This window comes from Erythrobacter sp. HA7-11 (assembly GCF_055693605.1).
This window is the reverse complement of the sequence record NZ_JBVFUF010000002.1, coordinates 1196756-1215402: the sequence shown is the minus strand read 5'-3', so window position 1 is coordinate 1215402 and position 18647 is coordinate 1196756. Positions and strand designations below refer to the sequence as shown.

Genomic DNA, 18647 nt, shown 5'->3' with positions numbered 1-18647 from the left:
GAAATCGGGAGCGCCCCCAGCATTTCGCGAGGGCGGCATCGGAAAAAATATGCATGAAATACCCGGATTGCGCAGGTGCTCTGCGCCGCTTGGGTCAAGCGTTCGATGCGTGTTCCGCAGCGCTATTCGTAAGCGCGCTCAATTCCCATAAGGACAGGCAAACGCAGCGCTTCTGGAACTTGGCCGGTCTTGCGCTTCTTGGCCTTGCGACACTTCGTCGCCTTCTTCTGAGGATCGTCAGCCGGGGTCGCGCGATCACAATTATCCGATGGCTCGGCATGCGCGGAGACATCGAAATTCTGATTTAGCGCTTCATTGACTGACGCGCTCGCAGGCGCTCCCAGAGCGGCGAGCCCTGTGAGAAGTGCAAGAAAGGCGATCAATTGGCGACGCATAACACGCTCCGATATATGGCTTAGAGGCCAGTTCGTCCAGTCTGCGGGCAAAGTTACTCGCCGTCAGCTATTGGCTCGGAGCCTTCGATCGAAACCTTGAACACCATTTCGCGGGCCTGCGGGACACCATTTTCATCGCGGTAAGGGCCCTGACCCCTGACTAGCCCCCTGCACGGGCTTTCACCGTTAAAGCCTTGAGGCATAATCCCGGTTTGCTCGACCACTTCGCACGACGTCTGCTCACCGTTCTCATCTACAACCACCCTAATTATGATATCGAAATCGTTGAGATCGTGGGGCTTGTGATCCCATGACTTATATCCGGAATAGGTCGACGCAATTGGATCACCCGCTTCGTCAAGCGCCGAGACAAACTTGCCTTTGGAAACGACGATATCGCAGGTCAAAATGTCAAGCGCTGGAAAACCACTGGTCTCGGTAACAAGGCAATTGCTTGGGCGTCCTTCCTCGTCAAGATCGACCTGATAACTCACAAGCCCTTCGGCTCTCTGACGATACAGATCGGCGGGCATAGTGACATTGCGATACCAGTAATACTGTTCGATGGGCCTCGCGCCTCGTTCGTATGTCGTTGGCCGTTAAGCTGGCATCGGACGGGCCTGAGGCCGAGGTGGCGGGATGCGGATCGCTGGAGGTGCAGGCGGTGGTATCTCTACCGAGGAAGGCGCAGGGGGCGCTGGCGGCGATGGGACGACTTGCCTGGCCTCTGGCTTCGCCTGAGATGCGGTTCCTTCCGATTGCGCCGAGGCTGGTTGCACGACAGTGATCGCAAGGATCGGAGCGAGCGCTTTTGCGCAATTCATCAGCCGCGCGTTCATTCCACATCCTCCAGCACGACATCAAAAGTCACCGTCACCCGCTTTGCAATCGGAACTCCATTTTCATCGCGGTACGGGATCCCGCGATTGCTCCCGTTCCCCGGACAAAGCCGACCACGCTCGCGGTCTCTTTCAATATCCCTCATCATCTTGTCGGGTATATCGCCTTCCATTCTCAGGAACTCACATTCGCTCGTGACCCCCTGCTCGTCTTGAAGATAGCGAAAAGTGATGGCCATTTGCGGCATTTCCGGTTCGCGCTTGCGCCAGGTGTAGGAGCCTGAAAAGGTGCCGGAAGTCGCTTCATTCTCGTCAGAAAGAGCTGGATCAAACGTGAGCCGCTCCATCACCAGATCGCAGGTGGCCTTATCGAGTAGTGCGTGGCCGGAGCTTTCGGTGACATAGCATCGCTCCGCGGTTCCATCCGCGCTCACTTGGATATCGTAGCCGACGAACCCTTCCTGATCCGCATTCCATGCCTCGACAGGATAATCTACCGGCTTGATCAGGCGGAAGAGCGTTTGATTTGGACGCGGGTCGCTGGGATAGGGCTGCGCTGGAGCTACGCGAAGCGGCAGCGGCGGTGGTGCCATTAGAACAGGAGTATCATCCCCAGCTTCCTCAGCAACATCTTCAGCTGCTTCGGCAACTGCCTCAGCTGCATCTTCGGCGGCCTCCTGAGCTGACTGCGCCAAGGCTGGCTGAGTAAGAATGAGCGCGCCTGCACCCGCGACCAACAGATTGAACTTCATCGTAGATTCCCGCCCGTTTTGTGAAGTGAGCTCAAGCCTTATCAAAGCGAAGCTTAACAACAAAGAACCAAGCGGGAATTGCGGTTGATAGCGTTGCCCACTAGGGCGAGCCCCATGGACTTGACGACTTCGCCGCTGGCTCGCCCCTTCCCCGACATGCCGCAAATTGCGGGAGTTTCTGCGCGCGTGGCGCGTGCCGGATACAAGGAAGGCGCGGACCGGGCCGACCTCACATTTATCGAGCTTTCCGAGGGCACCAGCGTTGCGGGCGTCTTCACGCAAAGCGCCTGCGCATCGAGCGAAGTTGAGCTTGGCCGGGCAAATATCGCGCAAGGCTCGGCGCGCGCCTTGGTCGTTAACTCGGGCAATGCCAACGCCTTTACAGGCTATCGCGGGCGCGAAGCGGTCGAGCAGATCATGGCGCAAGCTGCCGGGCATCTGGATTGCGCTGCAGAGCAGGTCTTCGTCTCGAGCACCGGCGTGATCGGCGTTCCGTTGCCCAAGGACAAAGCGCGCGAAGGCCTTGCCGCGGCCTTCACCGCAACCGAGGCAAGCTGGGAGGACGCAGCACGCGCGATCGGCACGACCGACACCTTCCCGAAAGGCGCGCATGCCTCTGCCATGATAGGCGAGCAGCGCGTCGAGCTTGTCGGGATTATCAAGGGCAGCGGCATGATCGCGCCCGATATGGCGACCATGCTCGGCTATATCTTCACCGATGCCGACATCGCGCCGGACTTCCTGCAACAGCTGTTGAACCGCGCCAATGCCTCAACCTATTCCTGCATCACCGTCGATGGCGATACCTCGACCAGCGACACGGTGATGGCCTTCGCGACCGGCAAAGCGGGCAATGCGCGCATCACCGGATGGGACAGCCCCGGTGCCGACGCCTTCGCCGCAGCGCTCACCGATATCTGCCGCCAACTCGCGCATCTCGTGGTGCGGGACGGCGAAGGCGCATCCAAGTTTATCGCCGTGCGCGTCTCGGGCGCCGCGAGCGATGACAGCGCGCGCCGCATCGGCCTTGCCATCGCCAACTCACCGCTGGTCAAAACCGCTATCGCGGGCGAGGATGCCAATTGGGGCCGTGTCGTCATGGCAGTCGGCAAAGCAGGCGAACCGGCAGATCGCGACACGCTCTCGATCGCCTTTGGCGGCGTCTGGGCGGCGAAGAACGGCCTGCCGGTCGAGGACTATGACGAGGCCCCCGTTGCCGAGCATTTGAAGGGCGAGGAGATTGACCTCGCTGTCGATTTGGGCTTGGGTGATGGCCGCGCGACGGTTTGGACCTGCGACCTCACGCATGGCTATATTTCGATCAATGCAGATTATCGCTCATGAGCGAACTCTCCGCCTTGGACGCCGAAATCCGCGACCTGCTGCGTTTTGCCGCGCGCGGATCGATGCTGCCGCGTTTTCGCGCGCTCAGCGATGATGAGATCGAGCTGAAAGGCGAAGATGACCCCGTCACCGTGGTGGACCGCGAGGTCGAAGCCTTTCTATCCGAAGCGCTGACCAAGCTTGCGCCCGGCGTGCCCATCGTCGGCGAAGAGACTGCGCATGAGGACGCGGGCGTGCTCGATAACCTCTCGAAGCAATGCTGGATCATCGACCCGCTCGACGGCACAGCCAATTTCGCGGAGGGCAAGGAGCCGTTCGGGATTATCATCGCGCTGGCCGATGCTGGCGAGACGGTAGCAGGGTGGCTGTACGACCCGGTGCGCGACCGCCTGTGCCACGCGAAAAAGGGCGAAGGCGCTTTCATTGACGGTGTGCAGATCACCGCTCGCACCAGCGGCCACAACCCGCCGATCGCGGCAATCTCAAAAATGTTTCTGGATGAACAAGAACGCGCCGAAGTCGATGCCAAAATCGCGCCGCATTATGCGCTGACCGACATCCCGCGCTGCGCCGCTGAACAATATCCCCGGCTCGCTCTGGGTGAAAACGACGTTTCGACTTTCAAGCGCACGCTCGCCTGGGATCACGCAGCGGGCGTCTTGTGGCTGAACGAAGCGGGCGGGAAGGCAGCTCGGCTCGACGGCAGCGAATACCGCGTGGATCAAGGCGATATGGAGGGCATGGTCGGCGCTTCTAGCCCAGCCCTGTGGGATGCGTTTGTGAAGCGGATGTTGGCGCAGCCGACCTAACGACCGCGCCAACGCTCAAAGCTCTTACAATTCGCTTTCAATCCACTCTTTGAGTTGGCTTTTCGGAGCCGCGCCCAGTTTCTGCGCGACCGCTTCACCGTTCTTAAACAGCACCATCAGCGGGATCGACTGGACGCCAAAGTCTGCCGGCACGCCAGTGTTTTCCATAATGTCCATCTTGGCAATCTTCACCTTGCCATCGAGCTCGGCGCTGATTTCTTCAAGAGAAGGGCCAATCATCTTGCACGGGCCGCACCACTCCGCCCAGAAATCGACCAGAACGGGGGTGTCGCTGTCCAGCACATCGGATTTGAAGCTGTCATCGGTAACGGCGAAGGTTGCCATGGAATGTCTCCTGTTATTCGGTTGGGTCCTATCTAGGCGCGTTTGCGTTTCACTCAACCATCGGCGGTGGATAGCTTTCCTGCGCGCCGCCCAAAGCGTTCTTGTGTAATGCGATTTGCTCGGGTGAAAGTGCGAAAATCTGCGGGGTTTGAGTGTAGAGCACGGCCGCTTCGATCACTCTGTTCGGATAAATCACTTCCAGCGCGGCGGCATAGGCTGCCATCTGTTTAAGCGTCGCAGCGGGTATCTCGTCCGAGGATGCCGGCGGGCGGCGCGTAGTTTTGTAGTCTACGATGGTGACGCGATCCTCGGTGACGAGTAGGCGGTCGACCGTTCCTGCAACCACGATCCCGCCGACCGTCGCGGCAAGCGGAACCTCAGCCAAGGCACCCGGCGCGAAGATGTTTGCGAATTGCGGGTCAGAGATAACACCGAGTGCTTGCTCGACCATTTCGCGGCGCGCCTGCTCCGAAAGGTCGCTCGCCTGGCGCTCGAGCCATACTTCGGCAGCGAAATCGCGTTCGTCCGGCGCAATCTCGGGAAGCCGCTCAAGCAGCGCGTGGATCAAAACCCCGCGCCGCGCGGCGACCTTAGCCACTTCAGGCGCGAGCGGCGGATCAGCGGCCACGTCCTCACCGGCGGAACTTGGAGCGAGAGGACGCGGCGGTCGCGGCTCGGGGCCAATCGGCGTACGCGCCCATTTGGGCAGTTCCACCGCGCTCCCCGACACATCGCTTCCCGTGGCCTCCGGGAAATGCATCGCGCGATAACCCCATTCTCGCCGTGCGCCCCACAATTCATCCTCGAGCGGGTCTTCTTCAAAGATCGGCGCAAGCCGCGCATACCAGCTATCTTCATGCGGGCCGTTCTGGTCCCGCGGACCGAGCGATCCGGTAACGAACAGCCCTTCTTCCGCGCGGGTCATCGCGACATACATCAGCCGCCAATGCTCTTGCATCTCAGCGATGGTCGCAGCTTCGTCGGCATCGCTGACCGGACCGGCTTTTTCCTCTTTGGAAAGGCGCGGCAGCGGGACAATCCGCCTGTCATCCGTAGTCGTATCCTCGCCAAGCGGCGTCTCTTCCAACTCAATCGAACCGCCCTGCCCCGGCTCTCCGGTCGCATCGGCCAAGATCACAATCGGCGCCTGCAGTCCCTTCGAACCGTGCACGGTCATCACCCGCACCTGCTCACCCGCCTCGCCCGGATCACGCTTCAGCTCACCTTCGCCAGCGTCGAACCATTGCAGGAAGCCGACAAGGCTCGGGACGCTCGCACTTTCATAGGCGAAAGCTGCTTTGACCAGCTCATCAATCGGATCATTCGCCTCACGCCCCAGCCGAGCGACAAGCTTGGCGCGTGCCTGCCACGGTCCGATGAGCAACCACGCGAGCAAAGCCTGCGGCGTTTCATAGTCGGCAAGGCGCAGCAATTCACGCAGCTTCTCCGCCGTTTCGGCAACGAACGGCTCTTCCGACTTGCGTAAATGATCCCAGAGCCGCACGCCTTTGTCGCGAGGAACATATTCGAGCAGCTCATCCTGCGACCACCCGATCAGCGGGCTTGCTAGCAAATTTGCCAGCATCAGATCGTCGAGTGGCTGCGCGGCGAATCGCAAGGCAGCGAGCAGGTCTTTAACCGCCAGCGGCGCGCCCAGTCTCAGCCGGTCGACACCCGCCACGGGAACGCCCTTGGCATGCAAGCGCGCGACAATCAGCGCAGCCAGATCCTTGCGCTTGCGGACCAGCACCATGACATCGCCCGCGCTCGCTGCGCGCGGATCGGCCTTGTCCTTCGCGAGTATGAACGGCTCTTCGCGGGTGTGCCAGCGGCGCACTTGCTCAGCGATCCTGTCAGCCAATTGACGGTCGTGCTTGGCGAGCCAATCCTGCTCATCATCGCCGTCTTCCGATGCTCCGCGCACCGGCTCCCACATGGTCACGAGGCCCGCGCGTTCTTCGCCACTATGCGGCTCGGGTTCGTCCTTCAGTCCAAACGCGCCCGCGCCAACCGCATCAATCGCTCGGTTGACGAATTCGAGCACCGCATTGGAAGTCCGGAAGCTCTCGCCAAGGTCGAGGTCGCGCCAATTCGGCAAACGCCTGCGCCGCACTTGCGCGGCATTGGCACGCGCCGTTTCGATCGCGGCGTTCACCTTGTCCTTGGCACGCGCAAAGTTCTCTGGGCTGGTCCCTTGAAAGCCGAAGATCGCCTGCTTGTAGTCGCCGACGGTGAAGATCGTGCGCAACTTGTCGCCGGCTGCGCCCTCGCCCGAAAAGAAGTCATCGATCAGCGCAAAAACGATATCCCATTGCGCGCTATTGGTGTCCTGCGCCTCGTCGATCAGGATGTGATCGAAACGACGGTCGAGCTTGTAACGGATCCAGTCTGAGGCCTCCTTGCGCCCAAGCAGGTCTGCGGCGAGCTGGATCAGATCGTCAAAGTCGAGCAGCGCCTCGCGGGTTTTTGCCTCTTCCCAGCGCAGCGCGAAGGCGCGCCCCAACTCAAGCGCAGGCGCGAGCAATTCAGCGAGGCTGAGCAGCGCGCGTCGCTCCGAATGCTGACGCATGACATCGGCAATCTCTTCTTGGCGAACCACAAACTTGGGATCATCCTTTTGCGGCTTAGACAGCTTGCCATTCGGCTTGCCAGTTTTCGTGAGCACTGTTCCAAGCAACAAGTCCGTGCGATCAACACGATCTGCATGATCGAGAGACAACCATAGTTTGATGGCTTCGACTGCTTTATTGCCTGTCGCTGTTCCCCAAGCCATGAGAGGCGGCAGCATCACGCGCAATTGATGGTCCGGAAAAGTGTCGGGGTGGAATACCTCTTCGGCCCAGCTTTCATCCGCATCGACCGGCATATCGAGCAGGCGATTGACCCGCGATTTCATCGGCGGCTGCCACGCACCTGGCCCGAGCCACATCTCGCGTGCGCTGGCACACCGCATCAACCAAGCGCGCAAGGCGTCGGGATCTTTGCGCGTAGTAAACAGACCGACCGCATCGAGCACCTTTTGGTCACCTACTCGCTCAGCTTCTTCGAGCATTCCAGAAAGCACTTCGCGTGCCAGATGATCGCGCTCGCGATCCTCCATCGGCTTGGCGCCGGGTTGCAGCTCCGCCTCGCCGGGGAAATTCGCGAGCAGCCACTGGGCAAAAGCGTGGATCGTATCGATCCGCAACCCGCCGCCCGGGCAATCAAGCACGCTCGCAAATAGAGTGCGCGCACGCGCCTGCGTCTCGGGACCGATATCCGCGCCCAGGTGGCCAAGCTCGGTCGCAAGCGCGGTCGGTTCCAGCCGCACCCAGCGCGCGAGCACCGCATTGATCCGGTTGGCCATTTCCGCCGCGCCCGCCTTGGTAAAGGTCAGGCAAAGGATCTGGCCTGGATCGACATCCTTGCGCAGCAACAGCCGCAGCACACGCGCGGAAAGCACTTGCGTTTTGCCTGTCCCTGCCGAAGCCGACAGCCAGACATTGTCCGCCGGATTCGCCGCGTTTAGCTGATCGCCCTTGAGCTCGAAAACCTTGCCGCTCATGCCGAACCATCCGCATCGTCATCGGCGAGCGTAATGTTCCACTCTTCGAGCCGCATCAACTGATCGTAATCGGTGTAGCCGGGATAGTCCGGGTTCTCTTTCGCGGTGAACGGATCGCGGCCCTTGATGAACCGGCGGATCGCCTCGGCGAGCTTTTCCTCGTGTTTGGGCAAGAACTCTTCGGGTAATAATCCGCTTCGCTTGCCATCGACTTTCATGGGCTTGTCGATGAAGCCAAACTCGCCGCCGTCTTTCGCCATCGACCAATATTCAAAGCCAGTGGCCTCACCCGACAGGCCCTCGAAATCGCCATTGCGTGCAATCAGCCCGAGCAAACCCAATTGCAACGCGAAACCCGCCTCGACCTGGGACGATTTCGGTGGCCGCCCCGTCTTATAGTCGACGATCGCCAGAGTGCCGTCAGCCAGCCGGTCAATCCGGTCTGCGCGGCCATAAACCCGCACGCCATCGACCACCATCGAACCTTTGCGCTCCCACGCGACAACTTCGCGATCCTCATAGGCGTCGATCCATTCGGCAAACCGTTTGAGCGCCGCAAGCAGGCGTGGTCGCCACAGGCCCATGAACAGCGGATGGCATTGCGCCTCACGGAAATGCACCTCCGCGACTTCGACAATGTCGGCTTTCGGGTCGCTGGCCCTCGCCTCATGCCACAGCTCGAGGATTTTATGCGTCAAAGTGCCACGCAGAGCTGGGTCGCTAAACGGGTCGGCCTCCAATTGCTCGAGCGGTCTGAGCGCGAGAACCTCGGCGGCATAGAACTGGTACGGATCGCCCAGCAGTCGGTCGAGCGCGGTAACCTTGATCGGGACGGCACGCTGCTCTGAGGAAGGATCTGGCGCCGGACGAGGGTATTGCGGCGCACGCGCAACCGCCCGGTCGAGCTGCGGCAGGATCGCGGGGATAGTCTCCTCACGGTAATCATCCGAGAGCTCGCCCAGCAATGCCTCAACCCGCAACAGGAAACGCGAGGGGATCGTCGGCCCGTCCTTGTCGCGCTCTGCCCGGCTCAGCACCACTTCGGGCGCGCCCATGGCTCCGGCGAGGTCATGCGCGGCAAGGCCGATGCGAAACTCCGCGCCGGGCACTCCGAGCGCGCGCAGCACTCCGGGCGCGAGCAACGGATCGGGTGAAGGGCTCTGCGGCCAGGTGCCTTCGTTCAAGCCGCCGCAGATGACGAGGTCGGCGCGCGCCATGCGCGATTCCAACAAGCCGTAAATCGCGACGCGCGGATGCCCGCCATAGGGCGGCCTCACGGCGATCTCGTCCATCGCATCGCGCAAGGTATTTGCCAAATCGCGCGGCGAAAGCTGAGTGCCGCTGGCGCGGGAGTGAAGCCGCAGATCTTCGACCATCGCGGACAAAGCGCGGCCATCCTCGCGCGCCCAAACGCCCACACCCGCCAGCGCTTCGGCAGCAGCGCTCAGCAGATCAAGCGCATCGGCAAGCGCAACGGTGTTGCCTTCGATTCCAAGAGGTGAAAGCAACGCTTCAGCCTCCGCCCACCAATCAGACACGCCAGCTTTTTCGGCGACTTCGCGCAAAGGACCGAAACCGGAAGCGGGTGACGGTCCGCGCAGCTCCCGCTCAAATGAGCGCAGGTTCGCTAGCCATTCGCGCCGCTCATCGCCCGATCGGACCAGAGGATGCGCCAGCGCGGCGATAATCGCAGTTGGCGTCATGATGCCGCTCGCCAGTTCACCAAGCAATGCGAAGAACCGGCCCGCAGCGGTGAGCGACAGCGGGCGGCCCGCGGAATCGTCAGCGATGATGTTCCAGCGCGCCAAATGCTGCGTCACGCGCCGCGCCAGGCTACGATCCCCGCTGATCACGGCGATGCGTTTTTCCGGCTCTTCCAGCTTCTCGCGCACGAGCAGCGCTATGGCCTGGGCTTCCTCTTCCGAAGTCGCGCTGGTGAGCAAGCGCACATCGGCAAGGCGGCGCTTGTCTGAGGGAAGATCGACCCAGCTGGCGCTCGCCTCTGGCGGCAGGAACAGCGAACTGATCGCATGCGTGCGCGCCGGTTCCGCCGCGCCCAGCCCCTTGCGATGCCATTGCCGTACCTCCTCGCGAGCGATGCCCATCCGGCCCAAAAGCAGTTTGAGGTGATATTGCGGGTGGGTGAGCGCATCATCCTGGCCAAAGACCTCACCGCCCGGTTCATCGCTTTGCCCCGCGCGGCCGAGCTCCTCCCAAGCCTCTTTCGGCATTGCGAGATCAAGGTCGGGCAGGATCACCGCGCCGTTATCGAGGTCCGCCATGCTGCGCAGCATTCGTGCAAGCGCGGGCGCAGCGCTGGTCACGCCAGCAGCGACAATCGGCATTGTTGGCGGGCTGGATTTCCATTCGCGTGCAGCCCGGTCAAACAGCATATTGCGCCGCGTTGCCGCATCGACATGCCCGCTTTCATCGAGAGCAAAGCGCCAGCGCGCCTGCACTCGGGCAAAGGTGCGGATCGATTCCTGCCAATGCTTGGCAAGGCTCGGCTCAAGGTTGAGCACAGTGTCGTCAAGCAGGTCTTCAGGCGCCTTTTCCTCGACTAGCAAGCGATCCATCGTGCGAGCCAAATCGCGCGCCATGCGCAGGATCGCTGCGTCGGGCGGAAGCGGCGCCTGGCCGCCCTGCAATTCCTCACGCAGCAAATGCGCAAGCTCAAACCAGCGGCGCGTCGGCTCAATCGCAGGTGGAATGTCGCTCGCGCCCAAAGGGTCGAGCAGAGTGCCGAGCTTCTCGTCGAGGTCGAGATCGCCAACCGCGACCATGCGCGGCATTAGCAGACCCGGCGTGCCCGCCTCACCCGCGTGACGTATGAAAGCTTCGCTGATTGTCCGCGCAGCGCGGCTCGATGGAACGAGCAAGGTGAGACGCGCAAGCCCCAAGCCTTCCTCCGAATATCGCGGGACCAAACCCGCAACCAGCGCATCGGCAAAGCCGCGATGCGCGGCGATGGAGTATACGTGTGGCTCTTTGCGGTCAGCCACCCTTCAGCGCATCTTCGGTTGGCCGGATCGCATCGGGCGTGCCCACTTCAAACCACTCGCCGGTGAAGGATGCGCCGAACAGGCGGCCCTCCTCAATCGCGCGGCTCCACAGCACATTGGTCGAGAACCTGCCCTCTGGCGCGTCCCGCAGCAGGCGGTGCGAGATCAGCTGGATGCCGGTGTAAATGAAGGGCGCGATCCGCCCTGGGATGCGTCGCTTCAAAAGCCCTCGCGTATCCATATGGAAGTCGCCCGGTCCGGCGAAATTGCGCGCCTGCGCGTGGGGGACCACGAGGAGCAGCGCGTCCATAATATCCGGGTTCCAGCTCTTCGACAGATCGTGAAACGCGTCCTTCGGACCATCGAGCCAGATATTGTCGGCGTTAAGACAAAAGAATGGGTCGGGCAGATGCGACTTTGCCTTGATCAGTCCGCCGCCGGTTTCCAGCAATTCATCGCGCTCATCCGAGACGATGATCTGCGGCGCACCGCGCTCTTTCACATGCGCCTCGAGCGCGTCGGCAAGGTAATGCACATTGACGACAGCGCGCGCGACGCCGGCCTCGGCGAGCCGGTCAAGCGCGTGGTCGATCAGCGGCTTGCCCGCGACCCGCACGAGCGGCTTGGGTTGGCTCGCCGTCAGCGGCCGCATCCGTTTACCCAAACCTGCGGCCATGACCATCGCAGTGTCGCTGGCAAGCTCAGACTTGCTCACTTGATCTCTCCGCCAAAACTTGCGCGCAATTCCGCCGGGATATTTGCATCAAACCAGCTTGCGACCGGCGCGAGAGCCGGATGCGCGAGATCGCGCTCCATCGCCTTCCAAACACGCGGGATCAGCGTCGGATAACGCGGCTTGCCATCACGCTTGTAGAGACGCGTAAAAATGCCAACGATCTTGGCGTTTCGCTGCGCGCCAAGCCGCGCATAGTCGGCGGCAAAATGCTCATCGGCTTCGGCACGCTCCAGATAGCGCGCAAGCATCGCCGCCTCCAATTCCTCCGAGACATCGCGCCGCGCATCTTGCAACAGCGACACGAGATCGTAGGCCGGATGTCCGACCAACGCGTCCTGAAAATCAATCAAGCCCTGCGGTGCGCGCTGGGCCGGATCGCCCAGCAGCATGATGTTTTCCGCGTGATAGTCGCGCAGCACCGTCACGCCCGGCGATTGCCGCGCAATCATCGGCGATAGCGCTTCTTCCCACGCTGCATGATAGCCCGCCGCGTCAACATCGAGACCCTGCGCCGGGCAATACCATTCGGTCAAAAGCGCTGCTTCACGCGCGTAAGTCGGCATGTCGTAAGGCGCGAACGGGCCGGGTTCACAGGCGTGCAAATCGACCAGTGCGTCAATCGCACCCTCATAAGCCGCGCGCTCACGCTCTGGGTTGTCATCGAGCCAGTCCCGCATCCGATCATCGCCGAAATCCTCGGTCAGAACCCATCCTTGTGCTGGATCGCTGGCATAGATTTGCGGCGCGCGCATTTGCTTTTCGGTGAGCCACTCGGCGACATTCAAAAACGGCACCGGGTCTTCATGCGGCGGCGGCGCATGCATCAGCATCGCGCCCTCACCGCTGTCCTTGCGAAGACGAAAATAGCGGCGGAACGAGGCATCGCCGGGAATCGGGTCGATTACGGCATCGCCCCAACCGGCAGAATCAAGAAAGGCGTGAAGTCCGTCGGGAAGATCGCTCATGGCATCCGTCCTACCCAATCCGTGCCGCCTTGGGCAGTCGCTTTGCGCCCCTGCCCCACAGTTTCAAGTGTGATCGAGAGGCAAGCCGCCTCATGCGCGAAACCGCCTGCATTCTCGGGCCATTCGGCGATAAGAGCAGCGCCTTCGCGGTAATCATCAAGGCCGATCTCATGGCGCTCGTCCGGGTGCTCCAAACGATAGAAATCAGCATGGACGACCGGCAGTCGCGGCGGCGGCGCATCATAGGTTTCGATGATGGTGAAGGTCGGCGAAGGCACTTCGTTTTCATACCCCAAAGCCGCAATGATGGAGCGCGCGAGCGTCGTCTTGCCCGCGCCCAATCCCCCGGAAAGCGCAACCACATCGCCACCGCGCAATTGCTCTGCGATCCGCTTGCCAAAAGCGTCCATCGCCGCGAGATCGGGCAAGTCAACTTCCATCACGGCAGAAGAATGATCGCGGTCGTCCCCGCGCCTTCTTCGCTTTGCATTTCAAGCGTTCCGCCATGCGCTTCAATCAATTGCTTAGCGAGCGGAATGCCAAGGCCTGCACGTTTTCCATCTTGATTGCCTGACGTGCCAAGCGCGAGGGCCAGTTCTTCTGCGCTCATGCCTTTGCCATTGTCGGAGATGACGATTTCGACCAACCCTTCTTTCGCCGCAATGTTGATCAGGATTTGCCCATCCGCCGGAGTGCCCGCAATCGCGTTGTCGAGCAGATTGCCAAGCGCGCGGCCCAATTGGCGCGGATCAGCTTGCACGACCCGCCCCTTCTTGCCGCGCAGGTCAAGGCCCAGTCCCGCTTCAATAATCGCGCTCTCACGCTCGCGAACAAGCGCGGTGAGGAACGGCAGCAGGTCGACATCTTGCTTGCTGATCGGCAGCAGACCAGCTTCGCTTTGCGACAGATCGAGCACGTTTTCGACCTGATCGGTCAGCCGCGCAACGCTCTCTATGATTGCATCGACATATTCGCCCATTTGCTCGCTGAGCTCGCCCGCCGCGCCGCTCTTGATCAGCTCGGCAAAGCCGCCGATCGAGGTGAGCGGGGTGCGAAATTCATACGACATATTGGCGAGGAAGCGCGCTTTGACCGTGTCCGCCTCTTCAAGTGCTTGATTGCGTTCGACCAGAGCTTTTTCCGCGTTTTGCGAGGCGGAGATGTCGAGCACGGTCAGAAGCCCGTTGCCATCGGGCAGCGGCACGCCCGCAAATTCCAGTGTGCGCCCATCTTTAAGCTCGATCCGGCTCGCCTTTTTCCTGACGGTCAAGCGTGGCCGCGCGCACCACCGCGCCGATCGACTTGGATTGCTGCGGTTTGACGAGGTTCTCCGCAATCGCATCGAGCAGTTCCTGTGCGCTCGGGTGGGTGTCGAGAAACTCGCTTGATAGTCCCCACGTCCCAGCAAAGCTCCGGTTCCACAATTGCACCGATCCGTCGGGCGCAAAGATCGCCAGCGCTTCAAACAAACTATCCAGGGTCGCCGTGCGGGTTCGCAGCAGGGTGTCACGCGTCGCGGATAGAGAGAGGCTTTCGGTGCGATCTTCCGCGATCAGCACCAGTCCGCCATCGGGCATCGGCTGCGCGACGATGCGCAAGTGCGTTCCGCCTGACAGCGGCCATGCTTCTTCAATGGTTTCCGACGCCTCGAACCATGCAACATGCTCGCGCCGCCATTCAGGGAAGTCACGCACTTCCGGCGTCAAACCCTGTTCGCGCGCGTCCGACAAGAAGCGCGCAAAGCCGAGGCCGCTCACCGCCTCATTGGCGAGGCCGAACTGGCGACGGAACGGACGGTTGGCAAAGCTGAGCTGCTCTTTTGCATCGAACAGCGCAACACCCACGGAAAGCTGATCGAGCATCGCGCGCTGCGCATCGCGATAGGCGCGAAACTCGCGGCGCTCTTGCTCCTGCTCTTCGATATCGATGGCATAGCCAGCGACACCTTCGCTGCCGAGCGGTAGGTCGCTGACCCGCATAGACCGGCGCTGGCCAAGAATGGTCGCAGGCACAATGCGCTCAGATTTCTCTTGCGCCTTTAGCGATGCGCGGGCGATTTCCGACGGCTTTTGCCCATCCATTTCCTCGATCAGCTCAATCTGGTTGTTGATCACCGCCGCCGCATCTTCCGCTCCGACCGCATCGACATAGGCCTGGTTCACAAGCCGCAATTTCATGTCCGATGCGCGGAACCACATCGGCATCGGTGCGGCTTCGATCAGGCCGATCAGCGCAGCAAAATCGCTTTCGGCCCGCATGGCTGCGGCGCGCAGGCGCGACAATTCGTCTTCGCTTTCGGAAAAGTCGAACACCCATACCAGAGCCGCGCCGCCGGGTGAAACACGCGCGTCAGCAAGCGCTCCCTGCAAGGCGAGACTGCGTTCCGAGCCTGGCGGAGTGAGCGCCATCTGGAATGGCGCTGCGGTCTTCTGCGTACGGCGAACATTTTCGGAAAGCTCGGCAAGCTGCTCTTTGGTCAGCCCTTCACCGCCTTCTGCGTCGAGTTCGCTGAGATAGAGCGGCATTGACTCCAGCCCCAACCAGCGTGCGAGGCGTTCTGGCGCTTCAATCCGGCCATCGACCCGAACCAGCAATGGAATAGCTGGCGCGACATCAAGCATATGCTGCATCCGCCGCAGCGATGTTTGCAATGCCTTGGTCCGACGGGTCTGTTTGCCCGCCCGGGCCATCAGCACAGCCGCACCCACCGTCCATGCGGCAAGCACGAGGCCGATCAAAGCCAATGCGGTGGGCGAGAATTCCATCGCTGCTGAGCTATGACGAGAGCTGCCATGTTGCAACGGCTGCGCAATGAAAAGCCCCCGCAAATTAGGCTATTTGCGAGGGCTCTTTGGAAATTGTCGATGAACGGCGCGGATTAGTAGCGATAATGATCCGGCTTGAACGGTCCATCCTTTGGCACACCGATGTAATCGGCTTGCTTCTGGCTCAACTTGCTGAGCTCAACGCCAAGCTTATCGAGGTGCAGAGCCGCGACCTTCTCATCGAGGTGCTTGGGCAGAACATAGACGTCGTTCTGATACTCATCCGCCTTGGTGAACAGTTCGATCTGAGCCAGCGTCTGGTTGGTGAAGCTTGCGCTCATCACGAAGCTTGGGTGACCGGTGGCACAGCCCAGATTCACCAGGCGTCCCTTGGCGAGGATCAACAGCGAATTGCCGTCCGGCATTGTCACAAGGTCAGTGCCTTCCTTGATTTCCTTCCACTCGTAATTGTCGAGCGCGGAAATCTGGATCTCGCTGTCGAAGTGACCGATATTGCAGACGATGGCCATGTTCTTCATCGCCTTCATGTGCTCGCCGGTGATCACGTCTTCATTGCCGGTTGCGGTGACAAAGATGTCAGCGCGCTTGGCTGCTTCTTCCATCGAGACGACTTCGTATCCGTCCATCGCCGCTTGCAGCGCGCAGATTGGGTCGATTTCGGTGACCATCACGCGGGCCCCACCATCGCGCAGCGAAGCTGCCGAGCCCTTACCCACATCGCCATAACCGGCAACGCAAGCGACCTTACCGGCCAGCATCACGTCAGTTGCCCGGCGGATCGCGTCGACCAAAGATTCCTTACAGCCATAGAGGTTGTCGAATTTGGACTTGGTCACGCTGTCATTCACGTTGATCGCGGGGAAAGGCAGCTTGCCCTGCTTGGCGATCTGGTAAAGACGCATAACACCGGTGGTGGTCTCTTCGGACACGCCTTTGATGTTCTTAACGCTCTTGGTGAGGTAGCCCGGCTTTGCCGCAACGAAGGCTTTGAGCGCGCGCTGGAATTCGATCTCTTCAGCGTTTGCAGGCGCAGGCATTTCTTCGCCAGCTTCGATCCGCGCGCCCCACAGCGCGAACATGGTCGCATCGCCGCCATCATCGAGGATGAGGTTTGCGGTCAGGTCCGGGTCGGAATCGGTCGACCAGTCGAAGATGCGGCCAACATAGTCCCAGTAATCAGCGAGTGTTTCGCCCTTGATCGCGAACACAGGGATGCCCTTATCGGCAATAGCGGCAGCAGCGTGGTCCTGCGTCGAGAAAATATTGCAAGTCGCCCAGCGCACTTCGGCACCGAGCGCGACGAGCGTCTCGATCAGCACAGCTGTCTGGATCGTCATGTGCAGCGATCCAGTGATGCGCGCGCCTTTCAGCGGCTGCGACGCGCCATATTCCTCGCGCAGAGCCATCAGGCCCGGCATTTCAGTTTCAGCAATTGCGATCTCGTCGCGGCCATATTGCGCGAGCGAAATGTCTTTGACGATATAGTCTTGAGTAGCGGCAGCGGTGGCCATGAGTGTCTCCGGGGAATGCAAAATTGGTGTAGATTGAAACTATCCGGCGCACCTAGCCGTCACAGGCCCGACAAGCAAATATAAAGTTTTCTTTATATCCCCTTCAAACAGGATCGGCGGCTGCGCGGGGGCATGCGCAGCCGCCTCACTCCGCGCCCGAAGGCCCGAGGTGTGAAAACGCTCTAAATTACCAGAACTACGTCATTTATCGCGCGCGCGGTTTACTGATTGTTCAACCACCACGGTGAAGCCAAATTAAGCATGGCCTTTCGCCTTGAAGCTGGCCTCAAGTGCATTAAGTGCAATAAGGAATGAAGCCGCAAAGGAGGCACGGATTATGACGATTTCAGTTGGCGATAAGCTGCCCAATGTAACAATGGTAAAGGCTACCGCCGACGGACCGGAGCAGGTCCAGTCGGCAGATTACTTCGCTGGCAAGAAGGTCGCGCTGTTCTCTGTGCCCGGCGCGTTCACGCCGACCTGCTCTGCCAAGCACCTGCCCGGCTTTGTCGAGAAGGCCGACGAACTGAAGGCCAAAGGCGTCGATGAAATTGTGGGCACAGCCGTCAACGATGCATTCGTCATGGGCGCATGGAACCAGGCCGCAGGGTCTGACGACATCACCATGCTGGCAGACGGCAATGCGGAGTTTGCAGAAGGCGTTGGCCTGACGATGGACGGCAGCGGCTTTGGCATGGGCAAACGCGGCCAGCGATTCTCAATGGTCGTGAATGATGGCGTGGTCGAACAACTCAACGTGGAAGAGGGCGGCGAGTTCAAAGTCTCAAGCGCGGACTACATGCTCGATCAGCTCTAAAGATCATCACATCGCAAACAAGAAGGGCGCCCGGTTGAGGCGCCCTTCTTTTTGGTCATCTGCGAGTTGATCAGTATCCCATCAGGCTCATCACCTCTTTGCGGCTGCGGTGATCTTCGAGGAAGCAACCGAGCATGCGGCTGGTCAGCATCTCGACCTCATGCACTTTTACGCCGCGCCCAGTCATACAGCCATGCTCGGCCTCGATAACGACGGCGACGCCCTGTGGCTCAAGATGCTCCCAGATGCAGTCTGCGACTTCGGCGGTGAGGCGCTCTTGCACCTGTAGCCGGTTCGCAAAGCCGTGCAGAACGCGCGCCAACTTCGAGATGCCCACAACCTTCTTGTTCGGCAGATAGGCGATATGCGCTTTGCCTGTGATCGGAGCCATGTGGTGCTCACAATGCGAATGGAACGGGATGTCCTTAAGCAAAACAATCTCGTCATAGCCGCCGACCTCTTCGAAAATGCGGCTGAGGTGAACGGCAGGATCCTCTTTATTACCCGCGCAATATTCAAGCCACGCACGCCCCACTCGCTTAGGCGTATCGATCAGTCCTTCGCGCTCCGGATCATCACCCGCCCAACGGATCAGCGTTCGCACAGCGTCCTGCACATCCTCGGGCACTTCTGGCTTGTTCAATGGATTCTCCGGGTCAAATTCCGTGTGATCATGCACGTTTATGTAGTTCATGGCTATTCGCTTTCTCAGCTAGCGGACGGACTCTCTACCCGGCCCTCCACAATTTCCTTCCGATCCCAAGTTCGACAACGCCGGTGAAAGCCCGTGGTTCCTAATTAG

General features: G+C 60.6%; 14 protein-coding genes and 1 pseudogene. 3 read left to right on the top strand and 12 right to left on the bottom strand.

Annotation, left to right across the window (positions count from 1 at the left end; all coding sequences use genetic code 11):
- Positions 1–122 precede the first annotated feature (122 nt).
- From ACZ1GU_RS06300 to ACZ1GU_RS06290, 3 genes are all read right to left on the bottom strand, one after another.
- Positions 123–395 (bottom strand): hypothetical protein, encoded by a 273-nt coding sequence (locus ACZ1GU_RS06300; protein WP_472647206.1) that lies wholly within the window; start codon positions 393–395, stop codon positions 123–125.
- Positions 396–448: 53 nt separating this feature from the next.
- Positions 449–928 carry an energy transducer TonB gene (locus ACZ1GU_RS06295; RefSeq protein WP_472647205.1) on the bottom strand — a complete coding sequence of 160 codons (480 nt, stop codon included), beginning with the start codon at positions 926–928 and terminating at the stop codon, positions 449–451.
- Positions 929–1230: 302 nt separating this feature from the next.
- Positions 1231–1986 carry a TonB family protein gene (locus tag ACZ1GU_RS06290; RefSeq protein ID WP_472647204.1) on the bottom strand — a complete coding sequence of 252 codons (756 nt, stop codon included), beginning with the start codon at positions 1984–1986 and terminating at the stop codon, positions 1231–1233.
- 114 nt (positions 1987–2100) lie between these two features.
- Between ACZ1GU_RS06290 and argJ the strand changes: the two genes are divergently transcribed.
- Complete coding sequence (gene argJ / locus ACZ1GU_RS06285) at positions 2101–3330, top strand: bifunctional glutamate N-acetyltransferase/amino-acid acetyltransferase ArgJ (protein ID WP_472647203.1); 1230 nt, start codon at positions 2101–2103, stop codon at positions 3328–3330.
- Positions 3327–4139 carry an inositol monophosphatase family protein gene (locus ACZ1GU_RS06280; protein WP_472647202.1) on the top strand — a complete coding sequence of 271 codons (813 nt, stop codon included), beginning with the start codon at positions 3327–3329 and terminating at the stop codon, positions 4137–4139. The genes argJ and ACZ1GU_RS06280 overlap by 4 nt, the downstream gene beginning before the upstream one ends.
- Positions 4140–4163: 24 nt before the next feature.
- On the opposite strand, the gene trxA is transcribed toward ACZ1GU_RS06280, so the two are convergent.
- The 8 genes and pseudogenes from trxA to ahcY all read right to left on the bottom strand — a co-directional run bounded on the left by trxA (position 4164) and on the right by ahcY (position 17028).
- Positions 4164–4484, bottom strand: a complete 321-nt coding sequence (gene trxA / locus ACZ1GU_RS06275) for a thioredoxin (RefSeq protein ID WP_472647201.1) — start codon at positions 4482–4484, stop codon at positions 4164–4166.
- Between the two features lie 49 nt (positions 4485–4533).
- Complete coding sequence (gene addA, locus ACZ1GU_RS06270) at positions 4534–8028, bottom strand: double-strand break repair helicase AddA (RefSeq protein WP_472647200.1); 3495 nt, start codon at positions 8026–8028, stop codon at positions 4534–4536.
- The gene (locus tag ACZ1GU_RS06265; RefSeq protein ID WP_472647199.1) at positions 8025–11030 is read right to left on the bottom strand and encodes a PD-(D/E)XK nuclease family protein; all 3006 of its coding nucleotides are present in this window, start codon (positions 11028–11030) and stop codon (positions 8025–8027) included. Before ACZ1GU_RS06265 ends, addA begins: the two co-directional genes overlap by 4 nt.
- A complete protein-coding gene (locus tag ACZ1GU_RS06260) occupies positions 11023–11712 on the bottom strand; it encodes a nucleotidyltransferase family protein (RefSeq protein ID WP_472648725.1) in 690 nt (229 codons plus the stop codon). The genes ACZ1GU_RS06265 and ACZ1GU_RS06260 overlap by 8 nt, the downstream gene beginning before the upstream one ends.
- 29 nt (positions 11713–11741) lie before the next feature.
- Positions 11742–12731 (bottom strand): aminoglycoside phosphotransferase family protein, encoded by a 990-nt coding sequence (locus ACZ1GU_RS06255; protein ID WP_472647198.1) that lies wholly within the window; start codon positions 12729–12731, stop codon positions 11742–11744.
- Entirely contained in the window at positions 12728–13171 is a 444-nt protein-coding gene (gene tsaE, locus ACZ1GU_RS06250; protein ID WP_472648724.1) for a tRNA (adenosine(37)-N6)-threonylcarbamoyltransferase complex ATPase subunit type 1 TsaE, read from the bottom strand. Before tsaE ends, ACZ1GU_RS06255 begins: the two co-directional genes overlap by 4 nt.
- A pseudogene (locus tag ACZ1GU_RS06245) lies at positions 13171–15496 on the bottom strand (sensor histidine kinase). Before ACZ1GU_RS06245 ends, tsaE begins: the two are co-directional and overlap by 1 nt.
- Before the next feature lie 113 nt (positions 15497–15609).
- The gene (gene ahcY / locus ACZ1GU_RS06240; protein ID WP_472647197.1) at positions 15610–17028 is read right to left on the bottom strand and encodes an adenosylhomocysteinase; all 1419 of its coding nucleotides are present in this window, start codon (positions 17026–17028) and stop codon (positions 15610–15612) included.
- 337 nt (positions 17029–17365) lie between these two features.
- Here ahcY and ACZ1GU_RS06235 point away from each other — a divergent pair, with 337 nt between their 5' ends.
- Complete coding sequence (locus ACZ1GU_RS06235) at positions 17366–17845, top strand: redoxin family protein (RefSeq protein ID WP_472647196.1); 480 nt, start codon at positions 17366–17368, stop codon at positions 17843–17845.
- A 70-nt stretch (positions 17846–17915) separates the two neighbouring features.
- Here the strand turns inward: ACZ1GU_RS06235 and folE are convergent, their stop codons facing one another.
- The gene (folE, locus tag ACZ1GU_RS06230; protein WP_472647195.1) at positions 17916–18539 is read right to left on the bottom strand and encodes a GTP cyclohydrolase I FolE; all 624 of its coding nucleotides are present in this window, start codon (positions 18537–18539) and stop codon (positions 17916–17918) included.
- Positions 18540–18647: the final 108 nt, after the last annotated feature.

Bases quoted from the DNA above. Each gene is read 5' to 3' on its own strand.
- ACZ1GU_RS06300 (WP_472647206.1), bottom strand. From the start codon at position 395: ATGCGTCGCCAATTGATCGCCTTTCTTGCACTTCTCACAGGGCTCGCC.
- ACZ1GU_RS06295 (WP_472647205.1), bottom strand. From the start codon at position 928: ATGCCCGCCGATCTGTATCGTCAGAGAGCCGAAGGGCTTGTGAGTTAT.
- ACZ1GU_RS06290 (WP_472647204.1), bottom strand. From the start codon at position 1,986: ATGAAGTTCAATCTGTTGGTCGCGGGTGCAGGCGCGCTCATTCTTACT.
- argJ (WP_472647203.1), top strand. From the start codon at position 2,101: ATGGACTTGACGACTTCGCCGCTGGCTCGCCCCTTCCCCGACATGCCG.
- ACZ1GU_RS06280 (WP_472647202.1), top strand. From the start codon at position 3,327: ATGAGCGAACTCTCCGCCTTGGACGCCGAAATCCGCGACCTGCTGCGT.
- trxA (WP_472647201.1), bottom strand. From the start codon at position 4,484: ATGGCAACCTTCGCCGTTACCGATGACAGCTTCAAATCCGATGTGCTG.
- addA (WP_472647200.1), bottom strand. From the start codon at position 8,028: ATGAGCGGCAAGGTTTTCGAGCTCAAGGGCGATCAGCTAAACGCGGCG.
- ACZ1GU_RS06260 (WP_472648725.1), bottom strand. From the start codon at position 11,712: ATGGTCATGGCCGCAGGTTTGGGTAAACGGATGCGGCCGCTGACGGCG.
- ACZ1GU_RS06255 (WP_472647198.1), bottom strand. From the start codon at position 12,731: ATGAGCGATCTTCCCGACGGACTTCACGCCTTTCTTGATTCTGCCGGT.
- tsaE (WP_472648724.1), bottom strand. From the start codon at position 13,171: ATGGAAGTTGACTTGCCCGATCTCGCGGCGATGGACGCTTTTGGCAAG.
- ahcY (WP_472647197.1), bottom strand. From the start codon at position 17,028: ATGGCCACCGCTGCCGCTACTCAAGACTATATCGTCAAAGACATTTCG.
- ACZ1GU_RS06235 (WP_472647196.1), top strand. From the start codon at position 17,366: ATGACGATTTCAGTTGGCGATAAGCTGCCCAATGTAACAATGGTAAAG.
- folE (WP_472647195.1), bottom strand. From the start codon at position 18,539: ATGAACTACATAAACGTGCATGATCACACGGAATTTGACCCGGAGAAT.